Annotated in this window: 16 protein-coding genes; 8 read left to right on the top strand and 8 right to left on the bottom strand. The window is 43.4% G+C overall.

The features are described 5' to 3' along the window. Window positions 1–70 precede the first annotated feature (70 nt). The 4 genes from ACMXYR_RS07450 to ACMXYR_RS07465 form a co-directional block, all read right to left on the bottom strand. Complete coding sequence (locus ACMXYR_RS07450) at window positions 71–787, bottom strand: arginyltransferase (RefSeq protein WP_415903528.1); 717 nt, start codon at window positions 785–787, stop codon at window positions 71–73. Between the two features lie 12 nt (window positions 788–799). Continuing rightward, a complete protein-coding gene (gene aat, locus ACMXYR_RS07455; RefSeq protein ID WP_415903529.1) occupies window positions 800–1,513 on the bottom strand; it encodes a leucyl/phenylalanyl-tRNA--protein transferase in 714 nt (237 codons plus the stop codon). Between the two features lie 20 nt (window positions 1,514–1,533). After that, the gene (gene trxB / locus ACMXYR_RS07460; RefSeq protein ID WP_415884875.1) at window positions 1,534–2,490 is read right to left on the bottom strand and encodes a thioredoxin-disulfide reductase; all 957 of its coding nucleotides are present in this window, start codon (window positions 2,488–2,490) and stop codon (window positions 1,534–1,536) included. Between the two features lie 61 nt (window positions 2,491–2,551). Then, window positions 2,552–3,382, bottom strand: coding sequence for a CZB domain-containing protein (locus ACMXYR_RS07465; RefSeq protein ID WP_415903530.1), 831 nt, complete (start codon window positions 3,380–3,382; stop codon window positions 2,552–2,554). Window positions 3,383–3,579: 197 nt separating this feature from the next. Between ACMXYR_RS07465 and ACMXYR_RS07470 the strand changes: the two genes are divergently transcribed. From ACMXYR_RS07470 to serS, 5 genes are read left to right on the top strand one after another with little or no spacing between them, the layout of a single operon-like run. Beyond that, complete coding sequence (locus tag ACMXYR_RS07470; protein WP_415903531.1) at window positions 3,580–6,270, top strand: DNA translocase FtsK 4TM domain-containing protein; 2,691 nt, start codon at window positions 3,580–3,582, stop codon at window positions 6,268–6,270. Window positions 6,271–6,291: 21 nt separating this feature from the next. Next, window positions 6,292–6,948: an outer membrane lipoprotein chaperone LolA gene (lolA, locus tag ACMXYR_RS07475; RefSeq protein ID WP_415903532.1), complete on the top strand. Its 657-nt coding sequence runs from the start codon at window positions 6,292–6,294 to the stop codon at window positions 6,946–6,948. Window positions 6,949–6,997: 49 nt separating this feature from the next. Beyond that, on the top strand, window positions 6,998–8,293 hold the full coding sequence (locus ACMXYR_RS07480) for a replication-associated recombination protein A (RefSeq protein WP_415903634.1): 1,296 nt from the start codon (window positions 6,998–7,000) through the stop codon (window positions 8,291–8,293). A gap of 22 nt (window positions 8,294–8,315) precedes the next feature. Then, on the top strand, window positions 8,316–8,687 hold the full coding sequence (crcB, locus tag ACMXYR_RS07485; protein WP_415884872.1) for a fluoride efflux transporter CrcB: 372 nt from the start codon (window positions 8,316–8,318) through the stop codon (window positions 8,685–8,687). 28 nt (window positions 8,688–8,715) lie between these two features. Beyond that, window positions 8,716–9,990 (top strand): serine--tRNA ligase, encoded by a 1,275-nt coding sequence (serS, locus tag ACMXYR_RS07490; protein WP_415903533.1) that lies wholly within the window; start codon window positions 8,716–8,718, stop codon window positions 9,988–9,990. Window positions 9,991–10,050: 60 nt separating this feature from the next. Here serS and ACMXYR_RS07495 read toward each other — a convergent pair whose 3' ends face one another. Both ACMXYR_RS07495 and ACMXYR_RS07500 read right to left on the bottom strand, forming a co-directional pair. Continuing rightward, complete coding sequence (locus ACMXYR_RS07495; protein ID WP_415903534.1) at window positions 10,051–10,368, bottom strand: tyrosine-type recombinase/integrase; 318 nt, start codon at window positions 10,366–10,368, stop codon at window positions 10,051–10,053. Window positions 10,369–10,417: 49 nt separating this feature from the next. Next, complete coding sequence (locus tag ACMXYR_RS07500; protein WP_415903535.1) at window positions 10,418–11,005, bottom strand: phage integrase N-terminal SAM-like domain-containing protein; 588 nt, start codon at window positions 11,003–11,005, stop codon at window positions 10,418–10,420. Window positions 11,006–12,034: 1,029 nt separating this feature from the next. Between ACMXYR_RS07500 and ACMXYR_RS07505 the strand changes: the two genes are divergently transcribed. Next, on the top strand, window positions 12,035–12,571 hold the full coding sequence (locus tag ACMXYR_RS07505) for a GNAT family N-acetyltransferase (protein WP_415903536.1): 537 nt from the start codon (window positions 12,035–12,037) through the stop codon (window positions 12,569–12,571). Between the two features lie 252 nt (window positions 12,572–12,823). Beyond that, complete coding sequence (locus ACMXYR_RS07510) at window positions 12,824–14,761, top strand: methyl-accepting chemotaxis protein (protein WP_415903537.1); 1,938 nt, start codon at window positions 12,824–12,826, stop codon at window positions 14,759–14,761. 71 nt (window positions 14,762–14,832) lie between these two features. On the opposite strand, the gene nhaB is transcribed toward ACMXYR_RS07510, so the two are convergent. Next, on the bottom strand, window positions 14,833–16,338 hold the full coding sequence (gene nhaB, locus ACMXYR_RS07515; RefSeq protein WP_415903538.1) for a sodium/proton antiporter NhaB: 1,506 nt from the start codon (window positions 16,336–16,338) through the stop codon (window positions 14,833–14,835). Window positions 16,339–16,597: 259 nt separating this feature from the next. Here nhaB and nudC point away from each other — a divergent pair, with 259 nt between their 5' ends. Then, window positions 16,598–17,365 (top strand): NAD(+) diphosphatase, encoded by a 768-nt coding sequence (gene nudC, locus ACMXYR_RS07520; protein ID WP_415903539.1) that lies wholly within the window; start codon window positions 16,598–16,600, stop codon window positions 17,363–17,365. A 1-nt stretch (window position 17,366) separates the two neighbouring features. Here nudC and ACMXYR_RS07525 read toward each other — a convergent pair whose 3' ends face one another. Further along, window positions 17,367–17,708 carry an SCP2 sterol-binding domain-containing protein gene (locus tag ACMXYR_RS07525; protein WP_415903540.1) on the bottom strand — a complete coding sequence of 114 codons (342 nt, stop codon included), beginning with the start codon at window positions 17,706–17,708 and terminating at the stop codon, window positions 17,367–17,369. Window positions 17,709–17,794: the final 86 nt, after the last annotated feature.

The raw sequence follows: 17,794 nt of genomic DNA on the forward strand, positions 1-17,794 counted from the left end.
TTGTGCCTGAAAAAAAGGCCATTATCAAAGCAAATATAGCAACATCTTCTTTTGTTGATATATAAGTGTTTTATTCAGGCTTTACGAGGGTCCAATAACCATCAATAAGCAGTTCAAAGGGCTGGAATGAAACCTTGTAGCTCATTTTACGACATTGTTTAACCCAATAGCCGAGATATAAGTAGTTTAAGCCTTTATCTTGGCAATATTGTAATTGCCATAAGATGCAGTAAGTTCCTAAGCTGCGTTTTGGCAAGGAGGGGTCGTAGAAGGTGTAAATGGCCGATAAGCCTTGTTGTAGTCGATCAATCACACTGACAGCTAGCAGATTAGAATCACCGTCTCGGAATTCTAAAAACTGTGTATGTTCCTCACCTTCAACCAAGAATGAGTTAAATTGGTCGAGACTTGGTGGGTACATATCACCATCTTGGTGGCGTTCATTGATGTAGCGTGAGTAGAGGGTGTAATACTCTTCAGTAAACTGTGCTGGTTTAGCAGTAACAGTTAGGTCTTTGTTTTTGTTGATGATTCGTTTCTGGCTTTTCTTAAGTTTAAATATAGCCAAGGGTATTCTTACGGAGATACATGCATTGCAGCCCTCACAGTGTGGGCGATAGATGTGTTTGCCACTGCGACGAAAACCTAAGTCAGAAAGCTGACCATAGGTATATTGATCAATCTCAGCATGCGGGTCTACAAACAGTGTCTTAGCTGTTTTGTTTTCTAGATAGCTGCAATCGTGTTCTGGTGTGGCATAAAAGTGTAAAGTCCTGAGATTCGTCACACTTAACTCCAATTAAACGCCATTTTTTTCAAACTGCCAGCTATGGTTGAGCGGTTGATCAAGGTATTCATCCAAATAACTTTGAAATGACTCTCGCGGTATTTCATAAGCACCTAGTGAAAACAGATGTTCATTGCTTACCTGGCAGTCAATTAAAGCATAGCCCCACTTTTCCAGCTGTTCGACCATTTTTATTAACGCAATTTTAGAAGCATCACGTTTTCGGCTAAACATAGACTCGCCAAAAAATAGTTTTCCTATAGCCAGGCCATACAAGCCGCCAACAAGTTCACCATCCATATAAACCTCAACGGAGTGGGCGATTCCGAGTTGGTGAAGCTGGTTATAGGCATTTTGAATATCGCGGGTGATCCAAGTGCCATCTTCGCCTTTACGTGGTTCAGCACACGCCGCAATGACATCAGCAAAGTTATTATCAAACTTAACAGTGTAATCATCTTTCTTGAGGCGTTTACGCATACTGCGAGAAACATGCAATTCATCCGGTGTAATCACACAACGGGGACTTGGACTCCACCATAGAATCGGTTCGCCAGGGCTGTACCAAGGGAAAATACCCATTCGATAAGCTGAAACTAGGCGTTCAGGTGTTAAATCGCCGCCTGCTGCTAATAATCCGTTGGGATCTTCTAGAGCTTGATCTATAGGGGGGAATGGGTCGTTTGAATCTTGTAACCAAGGAAGCATAAAAAAAGAAGCTGCCATGAAAGCAGCTTCAGTCTCACTTATTTTTCTAGATCGTCTAGGTAGCGCTCTGCATCTAGTGCAGCCATGCAACCGAAACCAGCAGATGTAATTGCTTGACGATAGATGTGGTCACATACGTCACCCGCAGCGTAAACACCTTCAACAGATGTTTGTGTTGCATTACCTTCAAGGCCTGATTGAATCTTCAGGTAGCCATCTTTCATTTCTAGCTGGCCTTCGAAGATATCTGTGTTTGGTTTGTGGCCAATTGCGATGAATACACCCGCAACATCAAGGTTCTGCTCAGCGCCATCTGTTGTGCTTTTAAGGCGAAGGCCTGTTACACCAGAATCATCACCTACAACTTCCTCAAGTGTGTGGTTCCAGATGATGTTAATGTTGCCGTTCTCTGCACGATCAAGAATCTTGTCTTGAAGGATTTTTTCAGAGCGCAAAGAATCACGACGGTGAATCAGTGTCACTTCTTCAGCAATGTTAGATAGGTACAGTGCTTCTTCAACAGCTGTGTTGCCACCACCTACAACAGCGACTTTCTGGCCGCGATAGAAGAAACCATCACATGTTGCACATGCAGAAACGCCTTTGCCTGCAAATGTTTCTTCGGAAGGTAGGCCTAGGTATTGAGCAGATGCGCCTGTAGAGATGATTAGCGCATCACAGGTGTACTCACCCATATCGCCTTTAAGGCGGAACGGGCGGTTTTGAAGATCTGTTTCGTTGATGTGATCAAAAATTACTTGAGTATCGAAACGTTCAGCGTGCTGTTGCATACGCTGCATCAATTCAGGACCTTGAACGCCGTCAACGTCACCAGGCCAGTTGTCAACGTCGGTTGTAGTTGTTAGCTGGCCGCCAGCCTGCATACCGGTAATAACAACCGGGTTTAGGTTTGCGCGTGCTGCGTAAACGGCTGCAGTATAGCCTGCAGGGCCGCTTCCAAGAATAATTAACTGGTGATGTTGTACGTCGCTCATAGTAAAAAAATGAATCCGTTAAAAAGTTATGAGTGTATTAATGGGGTGTACTAATTAAATATCAACCCGCCTTGCTGAGTTTTGCGCTGGCGTGTTCATAGAACTGTTCTAAGGAAAGCATCATAAAGCTTTCACCGGAAGGATCTCTTACATAACCTTCTATAGGTGTGCTTTGATCGATCGTTTTTAGATTATCCATAGCAACAGGAGAGTAATCGATAATATCACCGATATTATCTAACACCATAGAGAACCATGGAGTACGGCCATCTTTGGTTAGATGTAAAACGATTGGGTGAATGCTGTTTTTGAGGTAGTCCTGAATATGTCCAAGGGTACGTAATAGCTTTTTCAGAGAGGTCTGACGCTCAATTCGAAGCATTTCAACGGCCTCATCTTGATCTCCAGCCGAAGTCATATCTAAAAGCTTATCACCCAAAGAATGAATATCTTTATGCGGTTGTTCGATTTTATCGAGTAGGGCACGAAGTCCGTCATCGTCAGTTTTGTAGCTATAGAACCATTGTCCAAAAGCACAGGCGTGCGGATCTCTTGCTTTTGTAAAAGGTTCTCCTGATCTAATTGAATGCTCTAATGCATCCATCCAATCGATATGAGCTTGCTGATAGATTTTGATCTCAGAAATGAGTTCTACAATAGTATCTCTTTCTTTGCTGTGTGAAAGTGACGTTGCACACTCAAAGACTTGAACCAATGTGTTACGGAAATCTAAATAGCCGATAAAACCATCGACATGCTCTGTGGCATATTTAATTTCACCGAAGCTATCTGAAAATGAAAGAATGTTGCTGACATCGATACCATACATGCTTGTACCGATAGGGAAGGTTAAGGCACGACGGTGATCTGTATGCAAATTGGTCAGAGACATAGGGTGCATCCATTGAAATAATTCAGATACAAAAGCTTAGTATAAATTCAGTGCGGATATGTTGCAGATGAGAGCAATGAAAAATCGCACTTGGTAACTATGAATTATAAACCAATGCGCTTCAACCGTTAGTCGCGGATTAAATTATGTTATTGTAGTCATTGGTTTTTTTAATACTGATCTATGGAGCTACATCCTTGAGCGCGACCGACAACGGACAACGTTTAAGTTTTCCCGAATTACTTGTAAGAATCAGCCGTGAATCGAGTTTAATCGTTGTTGTTACGGTCAGCCTATTTTTGATTGTGGCTTTACTGGGATTTAATCCAAAGGATTCTGGATGGTCTCATCTTGGTTATCAGCCAGATATAAGCAATTTAGCGGGTCCTGTGGGGGCTTGGATAGCCGATCTACTAATCTCTGGATTAGGCCTAGGTGCCTTTTTTGTGCCCCTGCTAATTTTGTATCAAACAGGCCGTTTCTTGTTTCGGAAACAGAGTGGCGCGTTAGATGTCATCCCATTCTTTATGCTTCGTTTAACCGGTGCTTTGCTGTTTTTAACAGCTTTTAGTGCGTTAAGTGCCACGCATATTTCAAATACAGGATTGGATTATCCGTTTACCTCGGGTGGAATTTTAGGTGAAGCAGTATCGGATTTAGCTGTTTCGTTATTAAGTGTGCTGGGTAGCTCTTTAGTTCTTTTTGCATTGTTATTATTTGGATTAACAATGTTATTAGAAATGGGCTGGGCAACTGTACTAGAACGAGTAGGGCAAAAAGTCGTTAAATCGACAGAGTCTGTATTACCTCAGCAGCAAGAAAGAGAAACATCACTAGATTTGTCTGATGATGAACTTGAAAAAGCTGAAGAGGCCCTACACAGAGGTTACATTAATGATCAGTTTGAAGAGCAAGCTCCGCCTGTAGTGTGTGACAGAATTGAACCTAGATTTACAGACAATACTGAGCCCTTTGAGTCGCCAGTTCAGGAGAAAGCAACTAGCAAGGTTGCTTCACAGGTTGAAGTTCAAGCAACAGACAATGAGCATGCTGATGTTGGCCATGTGCCGTTGGTAAGACCACAACGTGCGCCTAAAGCACCGCAAGTTGAAAAACAGATAGAAGAGCACATTGATACTGAAACGGGCGAAATTCTCACTGCATCTGAACCAGTGAAAGCGGAACCTGTAAAACAAGTGGCGGCACAGCCGGCAGTTGTGCAACCTGTATCGGCTACATCTCCAGAATCAGCTCCAGTAGTTGTACCAACCGTAGCAGAAGACACTAAGCCACAGGTTAAGATCATTCCGTTGTCTGAAACGCATAAGCCAATGCAGGATAAAGAGCTTGGTTTAGATGAGGCGGGGGCAGTCAAGCGAAAACCTGCGCGTAAGATTCCACCCCTAGAGCTTTTGGATCCACCAGAGCTGAATACAGATACTGGTTACTCTCCAGATGAGCTAGAGCAGATGTCTCGCTTGCTAGAGAGCAAGTTGAAGGACTTTGGCGTAATAGCAGAGGTAGTAGAGGTTAATCCAGGTCCTGTAATCACTCGATTTGAGATCCAGCCTGCACCGGGTGTTAAAGCCAGCAAAATTACTAACCTAGCTAAAGACCTTGCCCGTTCGATGGCTGTTACCAGCGTGCGTGTGGTTGAGGTTATTGCAGGTAAGTCTGTTGTCGGTATTGAAATCCCAAATGAATCTCGTCTAACTGTACATCTTAGTGAAGTACTGAGTTCTAAGCCGTACCTATCAGCGGGCTCTAAAGTGACTATCGGTTTAGGTAACGATATCGCAGGTAATCCTGTGGTAGCGAACCTTGCCAAAATGCCTCACTTGCTGGTGGCGGGTACAACCGGTTCTGGTAAGTCGGTTGGTGTAAACGCTATGCTTCTATCGCTGTTGTTTAAAGCAACACCAGAAGAGGTTCGTTTGATCCTAGTCGATCCAAAGATGTTGGAGCTTTCTATCTACGAAGGGATTCCACATCTATTAACGCCAGTTATCACCGACATGAAAGATGCTGCATCTGGTCTACGTTGGTGTGTAGGCGAGATGGAGCGACGTTACCGTCTTATGGCTAAGATGGGTGTACGTAACCTAGCCGGCTTTAACGACAAGATTGAAGAAGCGCGTAAGAAAGGCGAGCCTCTACTAGATCCACTTTGGAATGCAGAAGAGCATGGCGAGCCATTCGGCACACCTGCACCTGAGCTCGAACCACTACCTTACATTGTTGTTGTGATCGACGAATTCGCTGACATGATGATGATCGTTGGTAAAAAGGTAGAAGAGCTAATTGCACGTATCGCTCAAAAAGCCCGTGCTGCAGGTATCCACTTAATCCTAGCGACTCAGCGTCCATCGGTTGATGTTATTACTGGTCTGATTAAGGCTAATATCCCAACGCGTATCGCTTTCCAGGTATCTTCACGAATCGATTCCAGAACGATCTTGGATCAGTCTGGTGCAGAGCACCTGTTAGGTTGGGGTGATATGCTTTATCTACCTGCTGGTACCAGCTTGCCAAACCGTGTTCATGGCGCATTTGTAAGTGATGACGAAGTGCATCGCGTCGTAGAGGCGTGGAAGAAATTAGGTCAGCCAGATTATATTACTGAAATTACTGAAGGTGATGTTGTTTCAGACGGCGGAGGTTCAGGTTCACTGTTCGATGATGAAAAAGACCCGCTATATGACGAAGCGGTCGCATTTGTATTGGAAACCCGCAAAGCATCAATTTCCAGCGTGCAGCGTAAGCTTAAAATTGGTTATAACCGCGCCGCTCGAATGGTCGAGGCGATGGAAGCCGCTGGTGTTGTAAGTACTGCGGGCAGTAATGGGCAACGTGAAGTATTAGCCCCATCTCCAAACGGTGAGATGTAATATCACCTTAAAGGTTTGAGTATGAGATTAACGAGTTACATTAAGAAAATTGCTATTCATACCGCATCAGTCTGCTTGATTGCAGGTAGTAGCGTTGCGATGGCTGCAACCGATGGTGCCAATAAGCTGAATGAACTACTACAAGGTTACGACAGCTTTTCAGCCAAGTTTGAACAAGTCACACTGGCTGAAAATGGCCGTGAAGCACAGAAAACAGAGGGCAGTCTTCTTTTGGCGAAACCGAATCGTTTTCGTTGGGAAACTCAGCAGCCCTTCCCGCAAGAGATTGTTTCTGACGGCGAATATATTTGGATCTACGATCCTGATTTAGAGCAAGTGACGCAAAGAGCCGCAGATACGCAACAAGATAGCGCGCCTGCTTTGATTCTAAATGGCCAAATTGGTGAGCTGCAGAAAACTTACGCAGTTCGTTTGGTCGAAGATACTGAGAGCGAGCAGATCTTCGATCTTAAGCCGTTATCTGATCAGTATAGCTTCAGCCGTATCCGTCTAGCGTTTGCAGGAAATGTGATTTCTGAACTGATGTTGGAAGACTCTCTGGGACAGCGGACATCAGTTGTATTTGCAGAGCAGACACTGAACCCAGAAGTGACCAATCAAAGCTTTTACTTCCGTGTTCCAGAAGGAACAGACGTTATAGTAGATATTGAGGAATAGAGTGGATCTATTTTCCCAAGCACCTGCATACGAGCCATTAGCGGCTCGTATGCGTCCAAGAACACTGACCGAATATATTGGTCAGTCCCATCTATTAGGACCGGACAAGCCGCTAAGGACCACATTAGAACAGGGTGTTGCTCATTCTATGGTGTTCTGGGGGCCGCCAGGTGTAGGTAAAACAACGCTCGCTAAGTTGATTGCTCATCACGTTGATGCACACTTTATTACGCTCTCAGCTGTATTATCAGGCGTAAAAGATATTCGTATCGCGGTAGAGCAAGCTAAACAGCATTCAATGCAAAGTGGCCGCAAAACGATCCTCTTTGTGGACGAGGTTCACCGCTTTAACAAATCCCAGCAAGATGCCTTTCTACCTTATGTAGAGGACGGCACCATCATCTTTGTTGGCGCAACAACAGAGAACCCATCCTTTGAATTGAACAACGCCTTACTTTCTCGTGCGAGGGTATACACCTTAAAGTCACTTCAAGAGAGTGAAATTCTTGAGGTGCTACAACGGGCAATTAACGACTGCGAAAAAGGACTGGGTAATAGAAAGTTCGAGATTACTGACGATATGTTGGCGCGTTTAGCACAAGCTGCGGATGGTGATGCTAGGCGCTCACTAAACCTTTTAGAAATCGCGACAGATCTAGCCGAAACACAAGAAGATGGAACAGAACTGATTAATGAAGAAGTTCTGGCTGAGGTACTGCGATCAACGGGGCGTCGTTACGACAAACAGGGTGATATCTTTTACGATCAGATCTCTGCGTTTCATAAATCAGTTCGAGGCTCATCGCCCGATGGCGCTCTGTATTGGTATTGCCGAATGCTGGATGGCGGTTGTGACCCGTTATATATCGCAAGACGGCTAGTGGCGATTGCCTCCGAAGATATTGGTAATGCCGATCCACGCGCTATGCAAGTTGCCTTATCAGCATGGGACGCATTTGATCGTGTTGGGCCTGCAGAAGGTGAAAGGGCAATAGCGCAAGCCGCTATCTATTGTGCTTCTGCGCCAAAGAGTAATGCCGTTTATCAGGCTTTCAATCAATGCATGGCAGATGTAAAAGCACAGCAAGACTATGAAGTGCCGGTTCACCTGCGTAATGCCCCAACCAGTTTGATGAAAGATATGGGCTACGGCGATGAATACCGCTACGCGCATAATGAACCCGATGCCTATGCTGCTGGAGAATCTTATTTACCGCCAGAAATTGCAGATCAGCAGTGGTATCATCCTCAAGAAAGAGGGTTAGAGCTGAAAATTGGTGAAAAATTACGTCACCTCAAACAGCTCGATCAACAAAGCCCACTCAAACGCTATTCAGATGAATAACCGCAGGGAAAAGGATTAGGGGATGTTAAATCTCATCGCAATTGCTATCGGTGGTGCAACGGGTGCATTAGGTCGTTATTGGGTAAGTAGCTTACTGAATAACGCTGAGCATCGTATCCCTTACGGCACGCTAACTTGTAATGTGGTTGGCTCCTTTTTGATGGGCGTGTTATTTGTTCTAATTCTTGAAAAATCTAAACTCAGTCCAGAGATGCGACCGCTGTTAATGGTTGGTTTCATGGGCGCATTCACAACTTTTTCTACTTTTTCGTTAGAAACTGTCGCAATGCTGCAGCAAGGGCATATGATGTCGGCTGCGATTTATATATTATTAAGCGTTCTACTGTGTTTGGTTGCCATGTATGGCGGCCTTTGGTTTACACGCTTGTTCTAATCTTTATACATAGGTGTTTTAAAAGCTCATGCTCGACGCAAAAATTGTCCGTGCTAACCCGGAAGAAGTAGCAAAGCTGCTGAAGAAAAAAGGTTTTGAATTCCCGGTTGATCAGTTTGTTGAGCTGGAAAACCAGCGTAAACAGCTTCAGGTTGAAACTGAGAACCTACAGAGCGAGCGAAACACACGATCGAAAGGCATTGGTAAAGCAAAAGCTGCTGGTGAAGATATCCAGCCATTGCTAGCAGAAGTTGCTGATCTTGGTAATAAACTAGATGCAGCTAAAGCTGAGTTAAACGGCCTACAGGACAACTTAGACGAGTTACTGTCTGGCGTACCCAACATCCCAAGCGATGAAGTACCAGAAGGTGCCGACGAAGAAGATAACGTCGAAGTACGCCGTTGGGGTACACCGCGTGAATTCGACTTTGAACCACAAGATCACGTTGCGCTTGGCGAAAAGAGTGGCGAGCTAGATTTTGAAACGGCTGCTAAACTGGCCGGTTCTCGTTTCTCTGTAATGACTGGCAAATTGGCACGTCTACACCGTGCGCTTATCCAGTTCATGCTAGATACGCAGATTGAAGAACATGGTTACACAGAAACTTACGTACCGTACATGGTTAACGAAGATAGCCTTCGTGGTACCGGTCAGCTACCTAAGTTTGGTGAAGATCTATTTAAAGTACCGTTCGGTGATCGTCAGTACTACCTGATCCCAACTGCAGAAGTACCAGTAACAAACATCGTTCGTGACGAAATCGTTGATGCGGCTCAACTGCCAATGAAGTACACAGCGCACACGCCTTGTTTCCGTTCTGAAGCTGGTTCATCTGGTCGTGATACTCGCGGTATGATCCGTCAGCACCAGTTCGAAAAAGTTGAGATGGTACAGATCGTTGAGCCATCTAAATCTTGGGACGCGCTAGAAGATATGATCCGTCACGCCGAAGCGATCCTACAGAAACTAAACCTACCATACCGTGTAGTAACACTATGCGGTGGCGATCTAGGATTTAGCTCTGCTAAGACTTACGACATTGAAGTTTGGTTGCCAGGTCAGGATAAGTACCGTGAGATTTCCTCTGTTTCCAACATGACAGACTTCCAAGCACGTCGTCTAAAAGCGCGTTGGAGAAACCCAGAAACAGGCAAGCCTGAGCTTCTGCACACGCTAAACGGCTCTGGTCTAGCGGTAGGTCGTACACTGCTAGCCGTTATGGAAAACTACCAAACTGCAGACGGCAAGATCCAAATTCCAGAAGCCCTACAGTCATACATGGGCGGAAAAACTGTGATCTAATTTCAAACGGATTTATAAAAACGCGCCCAAGGGCGTGTTTTTTTTGCTTTGAAAACCGCTTTAATCAAAATTAAGCCGTTCTAGGGGGGTGTTGGTGCCCGCGTAATGCAGGCCTAAAACGTGGGTATAAATCTGTGTCGTTTTAACATCGTTGTGACCGAGCAGTTCTTGTACTGTACGAATGTCTCTTCCTTCTTGTAACAAGTGTGTCGCAAAAGAATGTCTGAATGTATGACAAGTAATCCTTTTGTCAGTAATGTCAGATTCTATTACTGCTTGTCGTAACGCTTTGCCTATGACAGTGTCATGCAAATGGTGACGGCATTGGTCTTTAGAATCTGGATAGCAGCAAATGCTGGTGGAAGGGAATAGATACATCCACTTGTGCTGTCTAAATCCATTCGGATATTTTTTGGCATCGAGGGGCCTATACCTCGTTCATTGTCTTTAAATTGAATACTTTTAGCTTTTTAATAAGCTTTTTCAGTTCTGGCTTTAATGATGGGCTTAGAAGAGTTTTTCGATCTTTATTACCTTTTCCGTCCCGAATCGTTAATGAATTCTGTTCTAAATCAACATCTTGAATTCTTAGTCTCAAACATTCATTTAGCCGTAAACCGCTACCATAAAGTAGTTTAAGGACAGTCTGATTTCGACCTGAAGCGCATGAAATTATCTTTTGCACTTCTGAAGGGGTTAAAACGGTGGGCAAGTGACGCTGTTTAGTGGCGTAGCGGAAATTAAGATCACCTAAAGGGCGATTAAGCACTTTCTGATAAAGGTATACCAAAGCATTTAGTGCAACTTTTTGGGTGTTAATGGCTACTGATCGGTTTTCAGCCATGCTGGATAGATAGTTCTTTACCTCTTCTGCACCCATTTCTTCCGGGTGTTTCTTTTTATGGAAATAGATAAATTGCTTAATCCAGTAGATGTAAGTTTTCTCGGTACGAATGCTGTATCCGCGTAACCGAATTTCCTTGCGTACTTTATTGAGAAAAGGACTCTGAGCCATGCTATTTACCTCCATGTAATGCATGTATAAATATCCAGTATATTTATCATTGGGGAAATTAAATGACTGAATTAGTCATATTTCTCAGTGTGGTTTTGCTTGTTTTGCTACGAAGATTAAGTTAAAAATGTAAGTAAATCAGACAGATGGAGGTCTAGCGTGGGTAGATACACGGACCCCCGTATATACAAATGTTGCCGCTGGTCCCGTCGTAATTAGGGCGTCTAGTTGGGTGCTGGATAGAGTCATTTTTTAATGGAATGTCTCAATGGAAGAGAGCGTATTACTCGGTGCGAAAATCAGAAATTGTCCTATATCTGTGAAATAACTGACATGCTACCGTGAACCGCGAGCGGTGCTCTTGAACGAGTTTAGAAGACGCCTCACGAGTTTCACGGAAGGGACGATTCACGCTATGGGCTTAGTTTTCTGCTCAGTGCCAAGAGTAAAGTGCATATCATCACCCATATCTAGTGACACCATTATTAAGTCTTTCCTGCACGGGTGTTTTGTTACGATCGGGCCAGGACAACAAGTCACACCACGAGATCCTTTATTGCTTCGCAAGTCGGACTCGTGTGTTAGTCGTTATGTAATTAAGTACTAGTGAATCATAAACCAGGTATTAAATTGTGAAGTTCATAAAAGCGTACATTGGCTGCTTAATCATAAGTTTCGGTATTTTGCTTATAATAGGATCCGTTCTTATGGCTGCAGGTATTAAACTTCCAGATGTCGTGGCAAGGTACCTTCTAGAAACGTGGCTTGTGATGGCATTAATAATATACCCCTTTGCAAAGAAAATTATTCGCGTATGAAAAGGCGCCAAGCTTAGATTTGATGCGTTTACATGACCAGGCCAAGCAAAATATCGGCGATATATACGGTTGGCCTTCACTTCTGCTCGACCTCTGTTAATGGCGTTAACTACTGGATATGTAATAGTTATCGGTGTGTGATCTATTATTAGCTTAATAATGGTTAATAGTTTTGTCTGAATTATTTGCTGGTATTAAGTAGGGTAGTTTTATGAATTATTCGGTATTTGATTATAGCCAGACTCAACAAGCTATAGAGCTGTGCGAAAGCGCTTTCACAGCATCGGCTGGAGAGCAGGAGGGTCAGCTATTAAAGCTTTTGGTAACTAAGCTGATCAATGAGACTCCAGAAAATGATTTGTTTGGATTTTGCTCAACTGTCGATCATCAGATGGTGGGAGCGATTTTTTTTAGCCGGCTAACTCTGCCGGATAAAACGTCTGGATTTTTGTTGTCACCTGTCGCTATTGATAGCGAATATCAAGGTAAGAGAGTTGGTCAAAAACTTATTCGCTATGGGTTAGATCATCTTGGCACTCAAGGTATAGAGCTGGTGGTTACTTACGGTGACCCTGCTTTCTATTCAAAAATTGGGTTTAAGCAGGTGAGTACAGAATTAATCGAGCCTCCTTTCAACTTGAGTCAGCCAATTGGTTGGCTTGCACAAATGGTCAACGGTAAAGATATTAAGCCTTCGCATGGAAAAATAGGCTGTGCCAAAGCATTTGATGATCCAGGTTATTGGTGAGTCTTGCTACATATAAGTACCGTGATCTTTACTAGAACTGCTTGGCTCAGAATGTATTTCTTTGCGGGTTTCAATCCAGGCCTGTTTACTCTTGCCAACCTAAACGCTAAATAACCTCTATTAAATCTTTCATAAATTTCACTTGTATTGAGATTTTCTGAACTACACTGATGATTAAAATATAACCAAATAAGCACGAGCCTTAAGGATGAGTCTCTTGAAGCGAGTTGCTCTATGTTTAAGAAGCTTAAATTGACTGCTCAAATTAGTGTAGGTTTTTCATCGATTATAGCTCTTCTAGTAATTATCTCGGTTTTCTCATGGGTAGGCGTTTCTAATGTCTATAGTGGCTTGGTTGAGTACCGAGGTCTGGCTAGAGACACGAACTTAGCTGGGCGTTTGCAAGCTAATATGTTGAAAGTTCGTTTAGGTGTTTTGAAGTTCTTAAATGAGCGTAGTGAGGAATCGATTCAACTGTACGGCGAACGCTTAGTTAAAGTAGAAAAATTTATGTCAGAGGCTAAAGTTGAGATTCAGAAGCCTGAGCGTGCTGAGTTAGTAGCAAAATCTGCAAAGAATATAGATATATACAAAGATGGCTTTAATAAAGTGGTCGAACTGTTTAGGGAGCGGAACAGGCTTGTTAAAAATCAGCTTGATCCCTCAGGGTTGGCGATGCGGAAGCAGATGTCCAGTATTATCACTTCTGCTTATGCAGATAATGATGCCTCTGCTGCATATTATGCTGCGCAGGTTCAAGAGCATCTCCTGCTCGGGCGTTTATATGTAGCTAAATACCTTATTACCAATGCTACGGCAGATGAGGAAAGAGCTAAACAGGAGCTTCAAGAAAAAATACAACCTTTTGTTGAAGATTTGGACGTTAACCTTCAAAACCCAACACGAAGGCAATCGTTACGTATATTTAAAGAACAGCATCAGCAGTACATATCAACCTTTGCAAAAGTGGTTCAGATCATTGAGGAGCGGAATGGTTTAATCAATGGAACTTTAAACAGAATTGGACCTATCATTGCCACAGATTTAGAGGACGTGAAGTTATCGGTTAAGAAGGATCAAGACGCATTAGGGCCAGAGATTCAAGCGTTAGCAGAAAATACAGAAGCGGCAATCGTTATATTGGCGGCTTTTTCGGTGTTGATCGCTATTGCCTTATCATGGGTAATTGCAAAAATTATTCGTAAGCCGATAGGTGGTGAGCCAGCCGAAATTGCAGCGATCACACGAAGTATTTCTGAATGCGACTTATCTCAAAATCTAACTGTGACCAGTGGTGATACAGGTATATTCCGCTCTGTTAGCGAAATGTCACAAATGCTGAAATCCCTTATTAGTAACATTATCAATACCAGTAAGGATCTATCTGTTAATGCGGATTCTGCAAGCCAAATATCAGAACAAACTTCTCATATAATTGATCAGCAGCAGGCTAAAACGTCTTCTATTGCCGCCGCAGTAAATGAGATGGCGATGAGTATTCAGGAAGTGGTTCGTCATGCTACAGACTCTGCTACACAATCAAATGAGGGCTTATCAGAAGTTGAAAGAGGCAAGCAGACGATTAATAAGACATTGGAAGAGATTGGCGATCTAGCGACTAACCTAGAGGCTACAGTAGAATTTATTAAAACCCTTGAACAAAGTAGTTCGGATATCGAAGTGGTCATTGGCGTTATCCAGAATATCTCTGAACAAACTAACTTACTTGCGTTAAATGCTGCAATTGAGGCTGCACGAGCGGGTGAGCAAGGTCGTGGTTTTGCTGTAGTGGCAGATGAAGTAAGAACTTTAGCGCAGAGAACCCAGTCTTCTACTACCGAAATTCAAGAGATTATTCAGCGACTACAGTCTGGTACGGCGGATACTGTGAAAGCTATTGAAACTAGCTATTCGCAATCGCAACAAACAGTGGCGCAATCAGAAGAAACCGCACAGGCATTAGAGCGTATTCATAGTGCTATTAATTCGATTAGCGAAATGAACATTCAGGTGGCAGGTGCTGTTGAGCAGCAGTCTGCTGTAGCTGATGACATTGCCAGAGACTTGGAAACTATAAGTGCTGGATTCGAGCAAACAGCAGCAGGGGCTAAGCAGTCAGCAGCTGCGAATGATCAAGTAAGCGATATTTCAAAACAATTGCAGGGCATGGTTTCTAAATTCAAAGTATAAAACTTAATTGGTTGTCATAAGAACTAAAAAGGCCAGCATCTATTGCTGGCCTTTGTTGTTAGCTACCTTGGCTATAAATACATCTGTAGGGATGTATAAGCCACAATACTCATCACAATAGTGTAGGGCAGCGCCATAATTACCATCTTGCCATAAGAAAGGCGGATAAGCGGCGCTAGCGCAGATGTCAGTAAGAATAAGAAAGCAGCTTGTCCATTAGGTGTCGCAACACTTGGGATGTTGGTGCCGGTGTTAATTGCAATTGCTAACGAATTGAAATGCTCCCTAGTAATGGAGCCGCTATTCAATGCGGCTACAACCTCATTGATATAGACCGTTGCTACAAATACGTTATCGCTTATTGCAGAAAGCACGCCATTTGCAATAAAGAAAACGCCTGGTTGTTGTTCTACAGGTAATGCTAAAACAGCATCGATAATCGGCTGGAATAGATGATTTTCATGGATGACCGACACGATAGAGAAGAACACAACCAATAGGGCCGTGAATGGGAGTGCTTCTTCAAATGCCTTACCGATTTGATGTTCTTCAACAATACCGTTAAAAGCTGTTAGAAGGATAATAATGGTGAGGCCAATTAGACCGACCTCAGCAACATGAAAGGCCAGAGCAAATACTAAGAAAGCAGCTACAAGTGCTTGGGTACAGAGTGCGGCTTTATCACGCAAGGTACGCTTGCCATCCTGTTCGGCTGCAAAGTCTAAAAGAACATCCCGAACATTTTTTGGTAAACGCGCTCCGTAGCCACAGATTTTAGTTTTCTCTAATAAGGCACAGGTGGCTAAGCCCGCAACCAGTACTGGTAAGGTAATGGGTGCCATGAGTAAGAAGAATTCTAGAAAGCTCCAACCGGCTTTCTCTGCTATTAATAGGTTTTGCGGCTCTCCAACGAGCGTACATACTCCACCAAGCGCTGTGCCGACAGCACCATGCATAAGCAGGCTACGTAAGAAGGCGCGAAATTCTTCGAGATCGGTTTGGTGGTTTGCATGTACGGCTTCGTCATCTGCGTGGTCGTGATCAGGATTGTGATAAGCCTTACCTGAAGCAACTTTATGGTAAACCGCGTAAAAGCCGACACCGACACTGATCAATACGGCTGTTACAGTGAGTGCGTCTAGGAAAGCAGATAGGAAAGCGGAGAAGAAAGAAAAAAGCAGTGCGAGAAGTGTTTTTGATCTAACTTTAATTAGTATTTTAGTAAAAACCCATAGGAGCATGTCCTTCATAAAGTAGATGCCGGCCACCATAAACATTAGCAGTAAGATAACTTCGAGGTTGGCTTCAATCTCATGAGCAACAGAGTCGGGGCTGGCTAACCCGATAATTATCGCTTCGATAGCCAGTAAGCCGCCTGGCTGGAGTGGGTAGCATTTGAGTGCCAGAGCCAGAGTAAAAATAAATTCAAAGATTAAGATCCAGCCCGTAACTACAGGGCCTAAGGTAAATAGTAGAATTGGGTTAAGTATTAGAAACCCGATAATCGCTAGCTTGTACCATACGGGTGAGTTACCCAGAAAATTTCTAGCGAATGCTTGTGATATTGTGTTGGTCATTTTTATGATTTCCTATAATCAGAACAGCTATTGCTGGTATAGGTGATTACCCTTATTTAATTTGGGCGGGCATAGACTAACAGTTGGTCCTCTAAATCTAAAGGCTAAGGTTATCGATGGACGCATCTTTTAATAAAATGGCTGATAACTTATGAATGGAGTTGCAAAAAACGCTACTTAATGTCTTTATAGTTGCTCTATTGCAGTTGTAAGCTCGTACATAAATAGATATTTGCAGTGCGAAAAGTGGAGGTAAGTCTTGGGGTTACAGGAAAAAAACTACTTTTTAGCGTCTGGGGAGTCGCTACTTTGTGATCAACAAGAAAGATTTCTTTTTTCCGAAGTAGAGCTGGAGCCACTTGATGTGGAGATCAGTTTTGATCTACCTGAGGTTTCTAATAAGTCTTACCGAATTGCTGTTTTAAATAATAAGGGTAAACACCTATCGTTGAAGGCGTTGGATTTGCGTTCAGCTTTATCGCAGACAGATAATGAAGATGAATTCTCTATATTGTCTGCTGCAGCTCAAGTGGTAACTTGGCATGCCTCGTTTAAGTATTGCCCACGCTGTGCAACTGAACTCATTATGGATGAGGCGGACCTTGCCAAGGTTTGCCCATCCTGCGGACATCATCAATATCCACGCCTTTCGCCTTGTATTATTGTGTTGGTGCGCAAAGATGATAAATGCCTTTTGGCGCATTCCAGCAAGTTTAAATCTGGGCGTTACAGCACCTTGGCTGGCTTCATCGAAGCGGGGGAATCTGCAGAACATGCAGTGGAGCGTGAGGTGATGGAAGAAGTAGGAATTATGGTGAAAAACATTGAATATGTTTGTAGCCAATCCTGGCCTTTTCCGCACTCATTTATGTTGGGCTTTATGGCTGATTATAGTGGGGGGGATATTACGCCGGACGGCGAGGAAATAATAAGTGCCGATTGGTTTGGAATTGATGAATTACCAACCATACCGCCTCAATTTACAATATCGAGGCAGTTAATCGATCGATTTATCGAAGAGCGGTAGTTTATTGATCCTTTTGCTTTTCTCGACTAAAAAGCTTGCCGAGTTTAGTCGCTAACATGATGTTGCCTTCTGCTCGTAATTGCCCTGAAAGGAAGGCGCTCATGCCATCTTTTTCACCATTTATTACGCTGACCATAGTTTCGGCTTCCATGATCAGTGTGACATTTGGGTCATCATGATCACCCGTTAAGACGTTACACTGGTTTTCTTTGATTTCAATATAGAAGTTTTGGTCGTCTTCTAATTCAAATTGGAATACGGCATTAAGATCAGCAGCGTTTTGAGAAACAAATCGACTCGGTAATTTTTCAACGACTTTGCTTACAGATATCTCTTGGCTCATTACTGTGTGATCTCAAACGCGTGGGTAAAAGGGGGATTTATGATACATTAGCGGTCCTTCTACTTATAGTTTATTTCGGAGTTTTC

The organism is Neptuniibacter sp. QD29_5 (genome assembly GCF_047778125.1).
Classification (GTDB): Bacteria; Pseudomonadota; Gammaproteobacteria; order Pseudomonadales; family Balneatricaceae; genus Neptuniibacter.